Source organism: Amycolatopsis sp. WAC 04169, assembly GCF_003947535.1.
Classification (GTDB): Bacteria; Actinomycetota; Actinomycetes; order Mycobacteriales; family Pseudonocardiaceae; genus Amycolatopsis; species Amycolatopsis keratiniphila.
The window spans coordinates 54,729-71,050 of sequence record NZ_QHJI01000003.1 but is presented as its reverse complement, the minus strand read 5'-3'; the positions used below and the strand labels follow the sequence as shown (position 1 = coordinate 71,050).

General features: G+C 68.7%; 17 protein-coding genes. 13 read left to right on the top strand and 4 right to left on the bottom strand.

Annotated features, from left to right (window positions below):
* Window positions 1-87: 87 nt before the first annotated feature.
* The 3 genes from DMC61_RS08485 to DMC61_RS08475 are packed head-to-tail and all read right to left on the bottom strand — an operon-like array spanning window position 88 to window position 3,860.
* The gene (locus DMC61_RS08485; protein ID WP_125688236.1) at window positions 88-1,599 is read right to left on the bottom strand and encodes a long-chain-fatty-acid--CoA ligase; all 1,512 of its coding nucleotides are present in this window, start codon (window positions 1,597-1,599) and stop codon (window positions 88-90) included.
* Window positions 1,596-2,669: an acyl-CoA dehydrogenase family protein gene (locus tag DMC61_RS08480; protein WP_125688234.1), complete on the bottom strand. Its 1,074-nt coding sequence runs from the start codon at window positions 2,667-2,669 to the stop codon at window positions 1,596-1,598. The genes DMC61_RS08485 and DMC61_RS08480 overlap by 4 nt, the downstream gene beginning before the upstream one ends.
* 9 nt (window positions 2,670-2,678) lie before the next feature.
* Complete coding sequence (locus DMC61_RS08475) at window positions 2,679-3,860, bottom strand: acyl-CoA dehydrogenase family protein (protein WP_125688232.1); 1,182 nt, start codon at window positions 3,858-3,860, stop codon at window positions 2,679-2,681.
* 103 nt (window positions 3,861-3,963) lie between these two features.
* On the opposite strand from DMC61_RS08475, the gene DMC61_RS08470 reads away from it, so the two are divergent.
* The 13 genes from DMC61_RS08470 (at window position 3,964) to DMC61_RS08410 (ending at window position 15,764) form a co-directional block, all read left to right on the top strand.
* On the top strand, window positions 3,964-4,155 hold the full coding sequence (locus DMC61_RS08470) for a ferredoxin (protein ID WP_063275041.1): 192 nt from the start codon (window positions 3,964-3,966) through the stop codon (window positions 4,153-4,155).
* Between the two features lie 71 nt (window positions 4,156-4,226).
* Window positions 4,227-5,111 (top strand): 3-oxoacyl-ACP reductase, encoded by an 885-nt coding sequence (locus DMC61_RS08465; protein WP_125688230.1) that lies wholly within the window; start codon window positions 4,227-4,229, stop codon window positions 5,109-5,111.
* 16 nt (window positions 5,112-5,127) lie between these two features.
* Window positions 5,128-5,889, top strand: a complete 762-nt coding sequence (locus DMC61_RS08460) for a glucose 1-dehydrogenase (RefSeq protein ID WP_125688228.1) — start codon at window positions 5,128-5,130, stop codon at window positions 5,887-5,889.
* 91 nt (window positions 5,890-5,980) lie between these two features.
* The gene (locus DMC61_RS08455; protein WP_125688226.1) at window positions 5,981-6,766 is read left to right on the top strand and encodes an ABC transporter permease; all 786 of its coding nucleotides are present in this window, start codon (window positions 5,981-5,983) and stop codon (window positions 6,764-6,766) included.
* A gap of 1 nt (window position 6,767) precedes the next feature.
* Complete coding sequence (locus tag DMC61_RS08450; RefSeq protein WP_016332769.1) at window positions 6,768-7,616, top strand: ABC transporter permease; 849 nt, start codon at window positions 6,768-6,770, stop codon at window positions 7,614-7,616.
* A gap of 8 nt (window positions 7,617-7,624) precedes the next feature.
* Complete coding sequence (locus DMC61_RS08445) at window positions 7,625-8,947, top strand: MCE family protein (RefSeq protein WP_125688455.1); 1,323 nt, start codon at window positions 7,625-7,627, stop codon at window positions 8,945-8,947.
* Between the two features lie 109 nt (window positions 8,948-9,056).
* On the top strand, window positions 9,057-10,094 hold the full coding sequence (locus DMC61_RS08440; RefSeq protein ID WP_125688224.1) for an MCE family protein: 1,038 nt from the start codon (window positions 9,057-9,059) through the stop codon (window positions 10,092-10,094).
* Entirely contained in the window at window positions 10,091-11,122 is a 1,032-nt protein-coding gene (locus tag DMC61_RS08435; protein WP_199749939.1) for an MCE family protein, read from the top strand. Before DMC61_RS08440 ends, DMC61_RS08435 begins: the two co-directional genes overlap by 4 nt.
* Window positions 11,119-12,354, top strand: a complete 1,236-nt coding sequence (locus tag DMC61_RS08430; RefSeq protein WP_233594735.1) for an MCE family protein — start codon at window positions 11,119-11,121, stop codon at window positions 12,352-12,354. The genes DMC61_RS08435 and DMC61_RS08430 overlap by 4 nt, the downstream gene beginning before the upstream one ends.
* Entirely contained in the window at window positions 12,351-13,553 is a 1,203-nt protein-coding gene (locus DMC61_RS08425) for an MCE family protein (protein WP_125688220.1), read from the top strand. Before DMC61_RS08430 ends, DMC61_RS08425 begins: the two co-directional genes overlap by 4 nt.
* The gene (locus DMC61_RS08420) at window positions 13,550-14,785 is read left to right on the top strand and encodes an MCE family protein (RefSeq protein ID WP_199749938.1); all 1,236 of its coding nucleotides are present in this window, start codon (window positions 13,550-13,552) and stop codon (window positions 14,783-14,785) included. Before DMC61_RS08425 ends, DMC61_RS08420 begins: the two co-directional genes overlap by 4 nt.
* A complete protein-coding gene (locus DMC61_RS08415) occupies window positions 14,785-15,273 on the top strand; it encodes a hypothetical protein (RefSeq protein ID WP_125688218.1) in 489 nt (162 codons plus the stop codon). The genes DMC61_RS08420 and DMC61_RS08415 overlap by 1 nt, the downstream gene beginning before the upstream one ends.
* A complete protein-coding gene (locus tag DMC61_RS08410; RefSeq protein ID WP_125688216.1) occupies window positions 15,270-15,764 on the top strand; it encodes a hypothetical protein in 495 nt (164 codons plus the stop codon). The genes DMC61_RS08415 and DMC61_RS08410 overlap by 4 nt, the downstream gene beginning before the upstream one ends.
* Here the strand turns inward: DMC61_RS08410 and DMC61_RS08405 are convergent.
* Window positions 15,761-16,231, bottom strand: a complete 471-nt coding sequence (locus tag DMC61_RS08405) for a hypothetical protein (protein WP_125688214.1) — start codon at window positions 16,229-16,231, stop codon at window positions 15,761-15,763. The two genes, DMC61_RS08410 and DMC61_RS08405, sit on opposite strands and share 4 nt — an antisense overlap.
* Window positions 16,232-16,322 lie beyond the last annotated feature (91 nt).

Below are 16,322 nucleotides of genomic sequence, written 5' to 3'. Positions count from 1 at the left end.
CCGACCCTGGGATCAGCCCCGGGTCGACTTCTGCATTCAGTCCTCTGAATGCGGTAGTTGCCAGCGCGAACTACCGCATTCAGAGGACTAAATGCGGGGGTAGCGGACTTCCCAGGCGTCGGTCGTGCCGTCCGCGGCCAGTTCCCGTTTGAGGACCTTGTGCGTCGCCGTCCGCGGCAGCGCGTCGAGCACGCGGACGAACCTCGGTCGCTGCTTCGGACCCAGATCGCTTTGTGCGGCAACGAAAGCGGCGAACTCGTCCGCGGCGAGCGGCGCCCGGCAGACCAGGGCGGCCAGCACCTGGTCGCCGACGCGCGGATCCGGGACGCCGTACACGGCCGCCTCGCTGACGGCGGGATGCCGCAGGAGCGCGCGTTCGATCGGGGCGGTGCCGAGGTTCTCGCCGTCGACACGCAGCCAATCGCCGAGCCTGCCCGCGAAATAGCAGTACCCGTCCGCGTCGAGGTACGCGAGATCGCCGGTGTGGTACATCCCGTCGCGCATCCGCTCGGCCTCGGCCTCGGGATCGCCGTAATACCCGGCGAAGAAACCGGGACCACCGGTGTTGACCAGTTCGCCGACCGCTTCGGCGGCGTTGAGCAGCTTCCCGCCGTCGCCGAATTCCGCCGGGGGACAGGGTTTCCCGGTCTCCGGATGGAGGACGGCCACGCCGTCGAGCAGGCGCCCGAGCGAACCGGGCGGGGTGGTGGCGTCCCTGCCGAAGTTCACGCCACCCTCGGTCGAACCGAACGCGTCGACCACGTGGCAGCCGAAGCGCCGGCCGAAAGCGGCGAGGTCGGCTTCCGCGCCTTCGTTGCCGTAGACCAGCTTCAGCGGGTTGTCGGCGTCGTCGTCCCGCGAGGGTGTGGTGAGCACATAGGACAGTGGCTTGCCGACGTAGTTGGCGTAGGTCGCCCCGAACTTCCGGACGTCCGGCAGGAAACCGGAGGCGGAGAACCGCCGTCGCAGCGCGATCCCCGCGCCCGCCGCGAGCCCGACCGACCAGCCCGCCATGATGGCGTTGGAGTGGAACATCGGCATCGACACGTAGACGGTGTCCTCTGTGGACAAACCGAACCGCGTGGCCAGCATCTCGCCGGGGTAGGCGATCTTGCCGTGGGTGCACCGGACGGCCTTCGGGTCGCCGCTGGTCCCGGAGGTGAAGATCAGCATGAGCAGGTCTTCGGGTTTCGCGGCCACCGGCACGACTGCCTCGCGGGCCGGTTCGAGATCGCTCAGCGGCAGCACCGGAACGCCGGCCTCGGACAGCAGCGGCAGGTACTTCTCCTCGGCGAACACCAGCTCGCAGTCGGCCAGTGCGATGTCACGGGCCAGCGCCGCGCCCCGGCGCGTCGGGTTCAGGCCGACCAGCACGTGCCCCGAGAGCGCCGCCCCGCCGAGCAGGAACGAGAACTCGGGGACGTTGTCCGCCAGCAACCCGAAATGCCCGCCGGGACGCAGGGTTTCGGCGAGCGCGGCCGCGTGGCCGGCGCAGGCCCGGACGTGTTCGGCCCAGGTCCAGCGCCGGTCCTCGAACAGCAACCCGGTCGAGTGGTCCTCCGCCCGCGCGAGCAGGAGTTCCGTGACCGTGGGGGTCATGCCGGAGCCGCGGCCAGGAGATCGCCGAGCCCGCCCAGCTGCGCGGTCGCCCCGCCGAGGGTGAACTCGAGCCGCTTCGCCGCGACGAAGTAGCGATGCAGCGTGTGGTCGACGTCGATGCCGACCCCGCCGTGGATGTGCACGGCGGTGTGCGCGACACGGTGCCCGGCCTCGGCCGCCCAGAACTTCGCGGTCGCGACCTCTTCGGCCGCCGGAAGCCCTTCGCTCAGCCGCCAGGCGGCCTGCCACAACGTCAGCCGGACGGCTTCGACGTCGACGTAGGCGTCGGCGAGCCGCTGCCGCACCGCCTGGAAACTCCCGATCAGGTGGCCGAACTGCTTGCGTTCCCGCGCGTACGCCGCGGTCAGCTCCAGCGCCCGTTCGACGACGCCGAGCTGCTGCGCGCAGACACCGATCGTGCCCCGGAGCCGCAGCCATTCGCCGACGTCGCCCAGCGAGGCCGTGGCCTTCGCGCCGGACAGTTCGACGAGCGCCGCGTCGGCGTGGTCGACGGTCCGCTGCGGTGAGACCGTCACGGCGTCCCGGTCGAGCAGGAACACCTGACGACCGCCGTCGATGGCGGCTTCGACGAGGAATCCGTGCGCGAACGCGCCCGACGGCACCGCGGTCTGCGCGCCGGTCAGCCGCCAGCCGTCGTCGTCGGCCTCGGCGGTGAAACCGCACGGCACGCCGTAATCCGGCAACGCCACCGCGAGGACGTGATCGCCGCGCAGGACCGGGACGATCCAGCGTTCCGCGAGCCGCCCGTCCCCGAATTCCGCTACCGCCGCTGCGCCCATGACCACCGAGGTCAGATACGGCACGGGCGCGACCGCGCGGCCGATTTCGGCCAGTACCGAACACTGCTCCAGCAGCCCGAACCCACCGCCGCCGACCGACTGCGGGAGCGCCGCGTCGAGCACGCCCGCCTGAGCCAAAGAAGTCCACAGTGGAGCGTCGAAGCCGCCGGAACCGTGTGGTCCCAGCACCTCGGGGGTGACCTTGTCCGTCAGGATCCGGCGCGTCAGCGATGCGAGGTCCCGCTGCGCTTCCGTGAGCGTGAAGTCCATCGATATCTCCTAGCGCGTGACGGGCAGGCCGAGGGCGGTCGCGGCGATCATGTCCCGCTGGATCTCGTTGGCGCCGCCGCCGAAGGTGAGGATCAGCGACGAGCGGTGCAGCCGTTCGACGCGGCCGCGCAGCTGGGCACCGGGGGAGCCCTCGCGGACCACCGCGCCCGCGCCGAGGATCTCCATCATCAGCCGGTAGGCCTCGGTCGCGAACTCCGTGCCGAACACCTTGGTCGCCGAAGCCTCTTCGGGGCCCAGCTCGCTGCTCGCGGCGGCCCAGGCGATCCGCCAGTTCCGCAGTTTCAGGTACTCGGCGTGGGCGTGGATCCGCGCCAGGTGCAGCCGCACCCACGGCTGGTCGGCGACGCGGGTGCCGTCCGGCAGCTTCGTGGTCTGCGCCCAGGCGCGTACCTCGCGCAGCGACGTCTGGATCGGCGCGGCCGAGGTCAGCGCGACCCGCTCGTGGTTGAGCTGGTTCGTGATGAGCGGCCAGCCCTCGTTCTCCCCGGCGACCCGGGAGGTCACCGGGACGCGGACGTCGTCGTAGTAGGTGGCGCTCGTGCCCGGCCCGGCGACCGTGTGCACCTTCGTCCAGGAGAAACCGGGGGCCGACGTCGGCACGATCAGCATGCTCAGGCCCTTGTGCCGATGCGCGTCGGGATCGGTGCGGGCGGCCAGCCAGATGTAGTCGGCGTACTCGATCAGGCTCGTCCACATCTTCTGGCCGTTGATGACGTAGTCGTCGCCGTCGCGGATCGCGCGGGTGCGCAGCGCCGCCAGGTCGGTGCCCGCGCCCGGTTCGGAGTAGCCGATCGCGAAGTGCAGTTCGCCCGCGGCGATCTTCGGCAGGTAGAACGCCTTCTGTTCTTCGGTACCGTAACGCATGATCGTCGGCCCGACGGTGTTCACCGTGAGGAACGGGACGGGCACCCCGGCCGCGGCCGCCTCGTCGGTGAAGATGAGCTGGTCGAGCATCGGCCGGTCCTGCCCGCCGTACTCGCGCGGCCAGCCGATCGCGAGCCAGCCCGCCCTGCCGAGGTCGCGAACGATTTCCTTGTACACCAGGCCGTTGCCGTACTCGCCGCCGTCGCCGGCCAGGGCTTCCCGGCGGTCCGGGGTCATCAGCCCGGCGAAGTACTCCCGGAGTTCGCCCGCCAGTGCCCGCTGCTCCGGCGTGTAGTCGATCCGCATCCGTCACCTCTGCCGTCGGTGCTCGTTACTGGTGCCATGGCCGCTCGCGGCGGTAGGGTAGAACCTGTTCTAGTTGTACCAGGTGTGGCGGCGAGGAGGGAATATGGAGATCGGCGTCGATCGCTCGCTCTGCGAGGCGAACGCGATCTGTGTCGGCTTCGCGCCCGAGGTCTTCGATCTCGACGACGACGAGGAGCTGGTCCTCGCGTCGGGAGAAGTTCCGCAGAATCAGGTAGAACGTGTTACTCAAGCTGTGGCGAGCTGCCCGAAGAACGCCCTGCTCATACGTGGTTAGCACCGTTCATTTAATGCTTGCATCGAGCAAGAACAGATTCTAGTGTGTGCGGAGAGGCAAGGAGGCCCGGAGTGAGTTTGGACGGCAAGACGGCCATCGTGACCGGCGCCGGCGCGGGACTCGGCCGGGCCGAGGCGCTGGCGCTGGCCGCCGCGGGAGCGTCGGTCGTGGTCAACGACGTGTCCGCCGCCGCGCGGGCGGTGGCCGACGAGATCGAGGCCGAGGGCGGCAAGGCCATCGCGGTCACCGGCGACGTTTCGGAATCCGCGACCGCCGACGCGCTGCTCACCGCCGCCGTCGACCATTTCGGCGGGCTGCACGTGCTGGTCAACAACGCGGGCGTGCTGCGCGACCGGATGCTCTTCTCGATGACCGACGACGAATGGGACACGGTGCTCCGCGTCCACCTGCGCGGGCACTTCCTGCTTTCGCGCAACGCCGGGGCGTACTGGCGTGACAAGTCCAAAGTGGACGGCGCGCCGGTGTACGGCCGGGTGGTCAACACCGCGTCGGAGTCGTTCCTGCTCGGCGCCCCCGGCCAGCCGAACTACGGTGCGGCCAAGGCGGGCATCGCCGCGCTGACCGTCTCCACCGCGCGCGGCCTCTCCCGCTACGGTGTCCGCGCCAACGCGATCTGCCCGCGCGCCCGCACGGCGATGACCGAGGGCGTCTTCGGTGCCGACGCGCCGGAGGGGATCGACCCGCTTTCGGTCGACCACGTCGCGCCGTTCGTGTCCTTCCTCTGCTCGCCGGACGCCGATCGCGTCAACGGCCAGGTGTTCCTCGTCTACGGCGGGATGGTCGCGCTGATGCGCCCGCCGTCGGTGGAACAGCGGTTCGACACCGTCAACGGCACCTGGACCGCCGAAGAACTCGCCACCAGCGTGGGCGGCTACTTCGCCGACCGCGACCCGGAACGGATGTTCTCCGCCTCCGAGATCATGTCGCTGCCGTGAATCAGAGGAGATGACGATGGGCAGGCTCGACGGCAAGGTAGCGCTGATCACCGGCGGCGCCCGCGGGCAGGGCGAGGCGGCCGCACGGCTGTTCGTCGCCGAGGGCGCGCGTGTGGTGATCGCCGACATCAACGACCTCGACGGTAAGAAGCTCGCCGCCGAGCTCGGCGAAGCGGCGGTCTACCAGCACCTCGACGTCGGCGACGAGGCCGAATGGGACGCGGCGATCGAACGCGCCCGAGCGGAGTTCGGCCCGCCGACCGTGCTGGTCAACAACGCGGGCATCCTGCACTTCTCGGAACTGGGCAAGACCACGCTCGCCGACTACGAACGCGTCATCCGGGTCAACCAGGTCGGGGCGTTTCTCGGGATGCGCTCGGTCGTTGAACCGATGACCGGGGCCGGAGGCGGCTCCATCGTCAACGTGTCCTCAGTGGAGGGGCTCGCCGGGATGCCGTTCCTCGTCGCCTACACCGCGAGCAAGTTCGCGATCCGCGGGATGACCAAGGTCGCCGCGCTCGAACTCGGCGCGAAGAACATCCGGGTCAATTCGGTCCACCCCGGCGCGATCGACACCCCGATGGTCGCCGCCGCCGCGGGCGGGCAGAAAGTCGACATGTCGTGGGTGGGCAAGAAGGTCGCCCTCGGCCGCGTCGGGCAGCCGGAGGACATCGCGAAACTCGTGCTGTTCCTGGCCAGTGACGAAAGTTCGTACAGCACGGGCGCGGAGTTCGTCGCCGACGGCGGCGCGACCGCGACGCACGCTCTCAAGTTCTGACGCGGAGGTGCCGAGAGCAAAGTGAACACCGCTAACGCAATGGGGCGTTGACAGGTGGAGTAAGACTCGGGACAGGCGACTGGGAGGTTCTGTGGGAGCGACGGTGTCCGTCCCCGGTACGGGTGCGCTCACACAGGTCGGCAGGCTCGCGACGCTGTCGTGGGAAGTGCTGCGCGCGATCTTCAAGCGACCGTTCCAGTTCCGCGAATGGATCCAGCAGTGCTGGTTCTTCGCCAGTGTCACCATCCTGCCCACGGCGCTCGTGGCGATCCCGTTCGGCGCGGTCATCGCGCTGCAGCTGGGTTCGCTGACGCAGCAGATCGGCGCGCAGTCGTTCACCGGCGCGGCGAGCGCGCTCGCGATCGTGCAGCAGGCGAGCCCGCTGATCACCGCGCTGCTGGTGGCCGGCGCGGGCGGCAGCGCGGTCTGCGCCGACATCGGTGCCCGCAAGATCCGCGAAGAGATCGACGCGATGGAGGTGCTCGGGGTCAACCCGATCCAGCGCCTGATCGTGCCGCGCGTGCTCGCCGCGATCGTGGTTTCGGTGCTGCTGAACGGTTTGGTCAGCGTCGTCGGCGTGCTCGGCGGCTACTTCTTCAACGTCGTCATGCAGGGCGGCACGCCGGGCGCCTACCTCGCCAGCTTCAACGCGCTCGCGCAGGTGCCGGACCTGTGGATCAGCGAGATCAAGGCGTTCCTCTACGGTTTCGTCGCCGGGGTGGTCGCGGCGTTCCGCGGGCTGAACCCGGCGGGCGGGCCGAAGGGCGTCGGCGACGCGGTGAACCAGGCCGTGGTCATCACGTTCCTGCTGCTGTTCCTGATCAACGTCGTGCTGACCGCGATCTACCTGCGGATCGTGCCACCGAAGGCGATGTGACATGGCAGGCGAACCCGCTGTCTCCGACCGGACGCTCGAGATCATCGCGCGTCCCGGTGCGATGCTCGAAGGCTTCGGCGGCCAGCTGTCGTTCTACTTCCGTGCGCTGGCCTGGACCCCGCGCACGATCCGGCGCTACGGCCGCGAGATCTTCCGCCTGCTGACCGAGGTCAGCTTCGGCACCGGCGCGCTCGCGGTGATCGGCGGGACGCTCGGCGTGATGATCGGGATGACGCTGTTCACCGGTCTCATCGTCGGCCTGCAGGGGTATTCGGCGCTGAACCAGCTCGGCACCGCCGCGCTCACCGGATTCATCTCGGCCTACTTCAACACCCGTGAGGTCGCGCCGCTTTCGGCCGGGCTCGCGCTTTCGGCCACCGTCGGCTGCGGGTTCACCGCGCAATTGGGCGCGATGAAGATCTCCGAGGAGATCGACGCGCTCGAAGTGATGGGCGTGCCGAGCATGCCGTATCTCGTGACGACGCGGGTGATCGCCGGCGTCACCGCGGTCATCCCGCTTTACGCCGTCGGGCTGCTTTCGTCCTATCTCGCATCGCGGCAGATCACCATCTGGCTCTACGGCCAGTCCGCGGGCACCTACGACCATTACTTCACGCTGTTCCTGCCGCCCGAGGACGTGCTCTGGTCGTTCCTCAAGGTGATCATCTTCAGCGTGCTCGTCATCCTGTCCCATTGCTACTACGGCTATACCGCCAGCGGTGGGCCCGCCGGTGTCGGCGTCGCGGTCGGCCGCGCGGTGCGGACGTCGATCGTGCTGATCTCGGTGCTCGACTTCTTCCTGAGCCTCGCGATCTGGGGCGCCACCACGACAGTGAGGATTTCCGGGTGAACAGGAGGATGCTGCTGCAGCGGCTCCGGCACCAGGTGCTGGGGCTGATCTTCCTCGTGGTGGTCGTGCTGTTCTTCGTCACCACCATCGCCTTCTACCAGAAGGCCTTCACCACGGTGACCCTGGTGAAATTGGAAACCGACCGCATCGGCAACCAGATGCGCGAGGGCGCGGACGTGAAGGTGCGGGGGATGGTCGTCGGCGAAGTCCGGTCGATCCAGGCCCACGGTGACCGCGCGACGATGGATCTGGCGCTGCAACCGGACAAGACGCCGGTCATCCCGTCCAACGTGTCCGCGCGGCTGCTGCCGAAGACGTTGTTCGGCGAGCGGTATGTCGCTTTGCAGGTACCGGAGAAGCCGGAGCGGCACATCGCCGAGGGCGACGTCATCCCGCAGGACCGCAGCAGCAGCGCGATCGAGCTGGAAACCGTGCTCGGCAACGTGATGCCGTTGCTGCAGGCCGTCCAGCCGGAGAAGATGGCCAGTACGCTCAACGCCGTCGCGTCCGCTTTGGACGGTCAGGGCAAGCAGCTCGGTGCGACGATGGCGGGGCTTTCGGAGTACCTGGGCAAGGTGAACCCGTCGCTGCCGGACCTCAAGGCCGACATCACCGGGGTCGCCGACGCCGCCGCGATCTACGACAAGGCCGCGCCGGATCTGCTGGCGGCGCTTGCGGATCTGACCACCACGAGCAAGACGCTGGTGGAGAGCCAGCGCGGTCTCGCCGACGTCTACTCGACGGTGACCGCGGCCTCGATCGACCTGATGAGCTTCCTGAAGGTCAACCAGGACAACCTGATCCGCCTCACCACCAATCTCCAGCCCACTTTGGACGTCCTCGCGAAATACGCGCCGGAGTACCCGTGCCTGCTCAAACAGCTCGCCGGATCGGTGCCGCGCGCGGAACTCGCGTTCGGCAAGGGCACCGCGCATCCCGAGGTCAGCCGGGTGACGATCGAATTCACGCCGAGCCGCGGCAAGTACCTGCCCGGCGTCGACGAGCCGAAGTACAACGACAAACGCGGGCCCCGGTGCTACCCGGAGGTCCCGCCGCCGGGCCGCTGGCCGCAGTATCCGCCGGACGGCGCGATCGACGACGGATCGTCGAAACCCGCGCCGCCGCGCGACCCCGACGGCACCCTGCCCTCGAACGGGACCATTCCCGCGGGCGGGAACGCGGGTGGTTCGGTGGTGAACTCGCCGGACGAGCAGCGGCTGATCGACCTGCTCGTGTCGCCGGCGATGGGCACGACGCCGGACCAGGTGCCGAACTGGGGCAGCCTGCTGGTGGGGCCGCTGTACCGCGGGGCGGAGGTGGAACTGCGATGAGGACTGTGCGCGCGGCGACCTCCCGCCGCCGGGGCGACCTGAAGGGGCCCTTCACCGCATGTGACGCGGCGAAAGCGTCCTTCAGCACACGAGACGGGAGGGGCGCCCGATGAGGTCCTTCGTCCCGGATCTGGTCAAGATCCTCGTCTTCGCCGTGGTGACCGTGCTGCTCACCGCGGTCCTCGGCGCCACCATCGCGAACACCAACTTCGGCGAGACCTCGGGTTACACGGCCAAGTTCACCGACGCGTCCGGTCTCAAGGAGGGCGACGACGTCCGCATCGTCGGCGTGAAGGTCGGCCAGGTCGGCAAGATCGAGGTGGAGGAGGGCGACAAGAACTTCGCCCAGGTCCACTTCGACGTCCAGACCTCGCACCGGTTGCCCGCCTCGGTGACCGCGACCATCAAGTACCGCAACCTGGTCGGGCAGCGGTATCTCTCGCTCGGCACGGACATCGGGGACGAGAAGTCGTTGCCGCGCGGCGGGATCATCCCGCCCGAGCGCACCAAACCGGCACTGAACCTGACCGTGCTCTTCAACGGGTTCAAACCGCTCTTCCGCGCGCTGAACCCCGAGGACGTCAACAAACTGTCCTACGAGATCATCCAGGTCTTCCAGGGCGAGGGCGGCACGATCACCAGCCTGCTCGCGCACACCGCGTCGGTCACGTCGGCCATCGCGGGCAAGGACAAGATCATCGGCGAGGTCATCGCGAACCTCAACACCGTGCTCGGCACGGTCGAGCGTCGCTCGCCGCAGCTGGGCGAGCTGATCGACCAGACCCAGCGGCTGGTCACCGGGCTTTCGGAACAGCGCCAGCCGATCGGGGAAGCCGTCAAGGCGCTGGGCGATCTCACCGTCGCCACGACCGGCCTGCTCGCCGACGCGCGGCCCGCGCTCAAGGACGACGTCGCCCAGCTCGGCGCGCTGTCGCAGAACCTCGGCGATTCCGAACAGCTGCTCGATCATCTCCTGCAGGTGCTGCCGGGCAACCTGCAGAAGTTCACCAGGACGCTGAGCTACGGCAGCTGGTTCAACTACTACCTGTGCGGGATCTCCGGCAGCATCGGCATCAAGTCGCTCAACATCGAACTGCCGATCACGCCGCTGCCCGGCACGCAGCGACCGGAGAGGTGCGGGCCGTGAAGCCGCTCAAGGAACGCAACCAGGCCGTGGTCGGCGGCGTGACGCTGATCCTGATCGTGCTGATCACGGCGACGACGTACTTCTCCGACCGGATCCCGTTGTTCGGCAGCGGGACGACGTACTCCGCGTACTTCGGCGAGTCGGCCGGGCTGGCGCCGGACAACGAGGTGCAGGTCGCCGGGGTCAAGGTCGGGCAGGTCAGTTCGGTCGAGCTGGCAGGCAAGAAGGTGCTGGTGAAATTCCGGGTCAAGGACGTGCGGGTCGGTGACGCGACCGCGGCGTCGATCGAGATCAAGACGCTGCTGGGCGAGAAGTTCCTCGCGCTCACGCCTAAGGGCAAGGGGAACCAGGACCCGAACACCACCATCGGGCTCGATCGCACGCGGACGCCGTTCGAACTGCAGGACGCGTTCCAGGAGCTGTCGGGCACGGTCGGCGAGATCGACACCGCGCAGCTGGCGACGAGTTTCACCGTCCTGTCCGACGCGCTCAAGGACAGCCCGCAGTACCTCAAGGACGCCCTCGGCGGGCTTTCCGCGTTGTCCAAGACGGTGTCCTCACGCGACAGTGACCTGAAGTCGTTGCTGGCCAACACGAGCAAGGTCTCCAAGACGCTGTCCGATCGCAACGCGCAGCTGAAACGGATCCTCGACGACGGCAATCTCCTGCTCGCCGAACTGCAGAACCGGAAGGACGCGATCAGCACCTTGCTCAAGGGCACGCAACAGGTTTCCGCGCAGCTGTCCGGTCTCGTCGCCGACAACCGGCAACAGCTGAAGCCGACGCTGGAGAAACTCGGCAAGGTCACCGACATCCTGCAGCGCAACCAGGACAACCTCAGCCGCAGTCTCGCGCTGATGGCGCCGTTCGCCCGCGTCGGCGCCAACGCCACCGGCAACGGGCGCTGGTTCGAGGGCTACCTGTGCGGGCTGCTGCCGCCGACGATCATCGCGGGCGCGTTCCAGGTGAACCCGGAGGGCTGCACCCCGCCGATCGCGGCGCCGAACCAGGGGGTGGGCGGACGATGAGCACCCGGACCCGCACGCTGTGCCAGCCCCTCGCCCACCACCACCCTCAACGGAGGCGCTTCGCGCCCAGCCTTCAACATGGGGTCGCGTTCGCCTGCGTCCTCGTGCTGCTCCTGACCGCCGGGCTGTGGCTGGCGTTCAAGGAACCGGGCGGAACCAGGATCAGCGCCTATTTCGGCAAGACCGTCGGGCTCTACGCGGGTTCGTCGGTCCGGGTGCTCGGGGTGAAGGTCGGGGAGATCACCGGCGTGACCCCGCAGGGTGAGGCGGTCCGGGTCGACATGCGGATCGACGGCGACACGCCGATCCCGGCCGACGCGGGCGCCGTCGTCGTCGCGCCGAGCCTGGTCAGCGACCGCTACGTCCAGCTGACCCCGGCCTACGAGAGCGGCCCCGAAATGGCGACGGGCACGGTGATCGCCAAGGAGAAGACGGCGACGCCCGCCGAACTCGACGACCTCTACACGAGCCTCGACAAGCTCTCGACCAGCCTCGGGCCCAACGGCGCCAACAAGGACGGCGCGCTGTCCGGCGTGCTCGACACCGCGGCGGCGAACCTCGCCGGCAACGGGAAGAACCTCAACACCACCGTGACGCGGCTGTCCGAACTGGCCAAGACGCTGGACAGCTCCAAGGGCGACCTGTTCACCACGGTGCAGAACCTGAACTCCTTCACCGGAGCGCTGGCCGAAAGTGACAAGCAGCTCAACGAGTTCTACCGCAGGGCGGCGGACGTGAGCGGCTTCCTGGCCGCGGACTCCGCCGACGTCGGCTCCGCGCTGAGCTCCCTGGCGACGGCGATGGGCGACGTCGAGAAGTTCGTCGCGGAGAACAAGGAGCTGCTCTCGTCCAATGTGGACAAGCTGGCCGGGCTGACGAAGGTGCTCGTGGACCAGCGTGCCTCGCTCGCCGAGGTGATCGACATCGCGCCGACCGGGGCGACGAACTTCATCAACTCCTACGACGCCGCGTCCGGCACGATCGCGGTACGGGACAACCTGAACGAGCTGACCCATCCGCCGATCCTGACCGTGTGCCGGCTGATCAGCGCGAGCACGCCGAAACCGATCCCGGACGCGCTGGGCAACATCTGCAAGCAGCTCGCGCCCGTCCTCGACGGCACCCTGAAACTCCCGTCGGTCCCGCAGGTGCTGGCCTCGCTGCAGAGCGGTGAACTGCCGCCGTTGCCGCTCCCGCTGGTCGACGTGATGACCAAAGGACTCCCGAAATGAGGCGGCAGCGGCAGAAGATCGCCGGGGTGATGGCGGGCGTCCTCGTGCTCGCCGGATGCAGTGACGGCGGGTTTTCGGGGCTGTACAACACTCCCTTGCCGGGTGGCGCGGATCTCGGCGACCATCCGTACCGCCTCACCGCGCAGTTCTCCGACGTCCTGGACCTCGTGCCGCAGGCGAGCGTGAAGGTCAACGACGTCCCGGTCGGCCGCGTCGAGAAGATCGACCTCGCGCCGGACACGCGTTCGGCGTGGGTGAGCATGGTGGTCAACGGCGACATCGCGCTGCCCGCGAACGCGCGTGCCGAACTGCGGCAGTCGAGCCTGCTGGGGGAGAAGTTCGTCGACCTGCACGCCCCCGAAAAGCCCGAAGGAACGCTCGCCGAGGGCGCGAAGATCCCACTGGACCGCACGAACCGCAACCCCGAGGTCGAAGAGGTCCTCGGCGCGCTGTCCCTGCTGCTCAACGGCGGCGGGGTCGAGCAGATCCAGAAGATCAGCCATGAACTCAACGAAGCGCTCACCGGCAACGAGGCCGAGGTCCGCTCCCTGCTGTCCCGCGTGGACAAGCTGGCCACCGAACTCGACGGGCACAAGGGCGAGATCCTGCGCGCCATCGACGGTCTCGACCGGCTGTCCAAGACCCTGACCGGCCAGACGCAGAACCTCACGAACGCGCTCGACAACCTCTCGCCGGGGCTCAAGGTCGTGACCGAGCAACGGGATCAGCTCGTCGGCATGCTGCAGTCGCTGAACACCCTTTCCGGCGTCGCGACCGAGACGATCAAGGCGAGCAAGGACACGCTGGTCGCGAACCTGCGCGCGTTGCAGCCCACGCTGAAGAAGCTGACCGAGGCGGGCCAGGACCTGCCGACGGCGCTGCGGATCCTGCTCACGTATCCGTTCCCGGACTACGCGGGCAACGTGATCAAGGGCGACTACGCGAACGTCGAGGCCAAGATCGACCTGAACCTGGACACCTTCCTGGAGAACATGAACAACTCGTCGCAGCCGATCATCCAGCTGCCGGGCACTCAGGGCACCGGCACACCTGGCGCGATCCCGTTCTCTGGCGGTGCCGCCCCGCCGGTGCTGCCGTTGCCCGGTGAGCTCCCGCAAGCGCCTCCGGCCGCGCAAGGGGACGTGCTGGGCGGCGTGCTCGGCGGGATCCTCGGGCCGCTGCTGGGAGGTGGCCGGTGATCACGCGCAAGATCAGGATCCAGCTGGCGGTGTTCGTCGTCATCGCGGTGGTTTCGGTCGTCTACGCGGGCGGCAACTACGCCGGGCTGGACCGGCTCTTCGGCACCCGCGGCTACCTGGTCACCGCGCAGCTCGTGGACTCCGGCGGGATCTTCGTCAACGCCGAGGTGTCCTACCGCGGCGTCGCGGTCGGCAAGGTCGCGTCGATGACGCTCACCGAACACGGCATCGACCTCGGCCTCGACATCGAGTCGGGTGCGCCGAAGATCCCCGCCGACACCAAGGCCGCGGTCGCGAACCGGTCGGCGGTGGGGGAGCAATACGTCGATCTGCTGCCCATGCACGAAAACGGGCCCTACCTGGCCGAAGGTTCGGTCATCAAACGTGACAAGACCTCGATCCCGCTCGCGCCGGACACCGTGCTGTCCAATTTGGACAAACTGGTGTCGAGTGTGAAGCCGGAATCGTTGCGGACCGTCGTCGACGAGACCTACGAGGCGTTCGCGAACGCCGGCCCGGATCTGCGGCAGCTGCTGAACAGCACCGGTTCGCTCACCGCGACCGCGACGCAGTACCTGCCCGACACCCAGGGCCTGCTCGCCAACTCGCGGACGGTGCTGGACACGCAGCGGCGGCAGGCGGACAACATCACCCAGTTCTCCAGCGGGCTCAAGACGATCGCCGCGCAGCTGAAGACCTCCGACCCGGATCTGCGGCGCGTGATCGACGAGGCGCCGAAGCTGAGCCGCCAGATCAGCGACGTGCTCGCGGTGTCCGGGACCGACCTCGGGGTGCTGTTCGCGAACACGCTCACGACCGCCCAGATCACCTCCGCCCGCACCGACGCCATCGAGGAACTCCTCGTGGCGTACCCGATCATCTCGGCGTTCTCGCGTTCGACGTCGCCGGACGGCACCGGCCACCTCGGCGTCGTGTTCAACTTCTTCGACCCGGTCTCGTGCACGAAGGGCTACGAGGGCACGAAACAGCGTCCCGCCAACGACACCACCGAGGCACCGGTGAACACCCAGGCGTACTGCGCCGAGCCGCCAGGAAGCCCCACAGGTGTGCGAGGCTCGCAGAACGCCCCGTACGCCGGGAAGCCGCCGGCGGTCCCGGAGCGGCCGAAGCAGACCCCGCAGGCGGCGGAATCCGCCCAGCTGCCGGGTGTGCTGAGCCTGCTCACCGGATCCGCGCCCGGCGGACTCGGCGCGTTGCTGGGCGGGAAGTGATGCTCACCCGCGCCCTCACCGTCGTGGCCGCGCTGGCGGTCCTCGCGGCCGCCTGGTTCGGCTGGTCGTGGTGGCGCGCCGCGGGCGACGACGGCCTGGCCAGGGGCCGCGAGCGTGAGGCCGTCCTCGCCGCCGCGTCCGGCCAGCTGGAGGTGCTCAACACGATCGACTACCGCAGCGGCGCGAAGGACGTCGACCGCTGGCTCGGCGTCACCACCGGACGGCTCGGGAAGGACCTCACCGGCGACCGGCAGATCCAGATCGACCGGGCGACCGCGAGCAAGACCGTCGCCACCGCGAAGCTCAAGCAGGCCGCGGTCACCGAACTCGACGCCGTCGCCGGGACGGCACGGCTGATGGCCGTGCTGGACGTGCGGGTCAGCACCGGCGGCGGGTCGGCCGTGCCGAAGGTGAGCCGGCTGACCGTGGACTACCAGCGCGTCGAGGACGGCTGGAAGGTCGGCGCGGTCCAGGCGGCGGGCTCATGACCGGACGCGTCCCGCGGATCCTGCTCGCGATCATCGTGGTGGCCACCGGCTGCGCGGTGTGGTTCGGCCTCCAGGCGTCCTCGCTGGGTTCGGACGGCAACGCGGCGCTGGTGGACCAGGCCGCCACGGCCGAGGTCGCGGACCAGGTCGGCGCCGGGGTGAAGGCCGTGTTCTCCTACGACTACAGCAACCTCGCGCGCACCGAGCGGGCCGCCGCCGACGTGCTGACCGGCGAGGCGACCGGGCAGTACCGGGACCAGTTCGCGTCGGCCCGGAAGCGGGCGGAGGAAGGGAAGCTGGTGCGCACGACGACGGTGCGGTCGCTGGGCGTCCGCTCCCTGCGCGGCGACCAGGCCGAGGTGCTGCTGTTCCTCGACCAGCAGACGCTCACCGCGGGCGGTGGCGCCCCGCAGTCTTCGGTGTCCCAGCTCTCGGTCACGGCGGTGCGGATCGACGGCCGGTGGAAGATCTCCCAGCTCGTCCCGCTCTAGGAGAGGCGTTTCATCTTCGCTCCGGTGATCACCCCGTCGGAAACGGTGTAAGAACCGGAAAAAGTGCGGAGTGAACCGTCGGTCTGCCGGGCCGAAAGGTCGACGTACACGGTGTTCCCGCTCACGCTCCGCACGGTGACGCCGGCCCACGAAGTCGTCGCGTATCCACTGGACCACGAGGCATAAGTGCCGCCTTTCGCCAGCCGTTGCCCACCGAGATTCCACGCGGTGAGGAAATCACGCCGGTTGATCGCGTCGTAGAAGGCGATCACCGTTTGCGCCACGGGAACCGCGGGGGTGACATAAACCGTCCGCGGCGGCGCCGCCACCGCGGGCGGCTGGACCACGATCGTGTTCGGGGGAACGGCCACCGTGACGGCGGGCAGCGCGGTTCCCTGATTCGGTACCGCGCAAGAGACCAGCGCGCCCGCCGCCAAGGTCGCCGTCAACCACTTCTTCGCACCCATTTTCTCCCCTTTTCCTCGTGCTATCGAGAATGCGGGAACGATGGCGAGATCAATAGGGGATTAGGCCTCGTTACGATTGCTGAAAAACGCG

Coding starts and splice junctions, on each gene's coding strand:
- DMC61_RS08480 (WP_125688234.1), bottom strand. CDS start 2,669: ATGGACTTCACGCTCACGGAAGCGCAGCGGGACCTCGCATCGCTGACG.
- DMC61_RS08485 (WP_125688236.1), bottom strand. CDS start 1,599: ATGACCCCCACGGTCACGGAACTCCTGCTCGCGCGGGCGGAGGACCAC.
- DMC61_RS08430 (WP_233594735.1), top strand. CDS start 11,119: ATGAGCACCCGGACCCGCACGCTGTGCCAGCCCCTCGCCCACCACCAC.
- DMC61_RS08475 (WP_125688232.1), bottom strand. CDS start 3,860: ATGCGGATCGACTACACGCCGGAGCAGCGGGCACTGGCGGGCGAACTC.
- DMC61_RS08470 (WP_063275041.1), top strand. CDS start 3,964: ATGGAGATCGGCGTCGATCGCTCGCTCTGCGAGGCGAACGCGATCTGT.
- DMC61_RS08460 (WP_125688228.1), top strand. CDS start 5,128: ATGGGCAGGCTCGACGGCAAGGTAGCGCTGATCACCGGCGGCGCCCGC.
- DMC61_RS08405 (WP_125688214.1), bottom strand. CDS start 16,231: ATGGGTGCGAAGAAGTGGTTGACGGCGACCTTGGCGGCGGGCGCGCTG.
- DMC61_RS08410 (WP_125688216.1), top strand. CDS start 15,270: ATGACCGGACGCGTCCCGCGGATCCTGCTCGCGATCATCGTGGTGGCC.
- DMC61_RS08445 (WP_125688455.1), top strand. CDS start 7,625: ATGCTGCTGCAGCGGCTCCGGCACCAGGTGCTGGGGCTGATCTTCCTC.
- DMC61_RS08415 (WP_125688218.1), top strand. CDS start 14,785: ATGCTCACCCGCGCCCTCACCGTCGTGGCCGCGCTGGCGGTCCTCGCG.
- DMC61_RS08450 (WP_016332769.1), top strand. CDS start 6,768: ATGGCAGGCGAACCCGCTGTCTCCGACCGGACGCTCGAGATCATCGCG.
- DMC61_RS08425 (WP_125688220.1), top strand. CDS start 12,351: ATGAGGCGGCAGCGGCAGAAGATCGCCGGGGTGATGGCGGGCGTCCTC.
- DMC61_RS08440 (WP_125688224.1), top strand. CDS start 9,057: ATGAGGTCCTTCGTCCCGGATCTGGTCAAGATCCTCGTCTTCGCCGTG.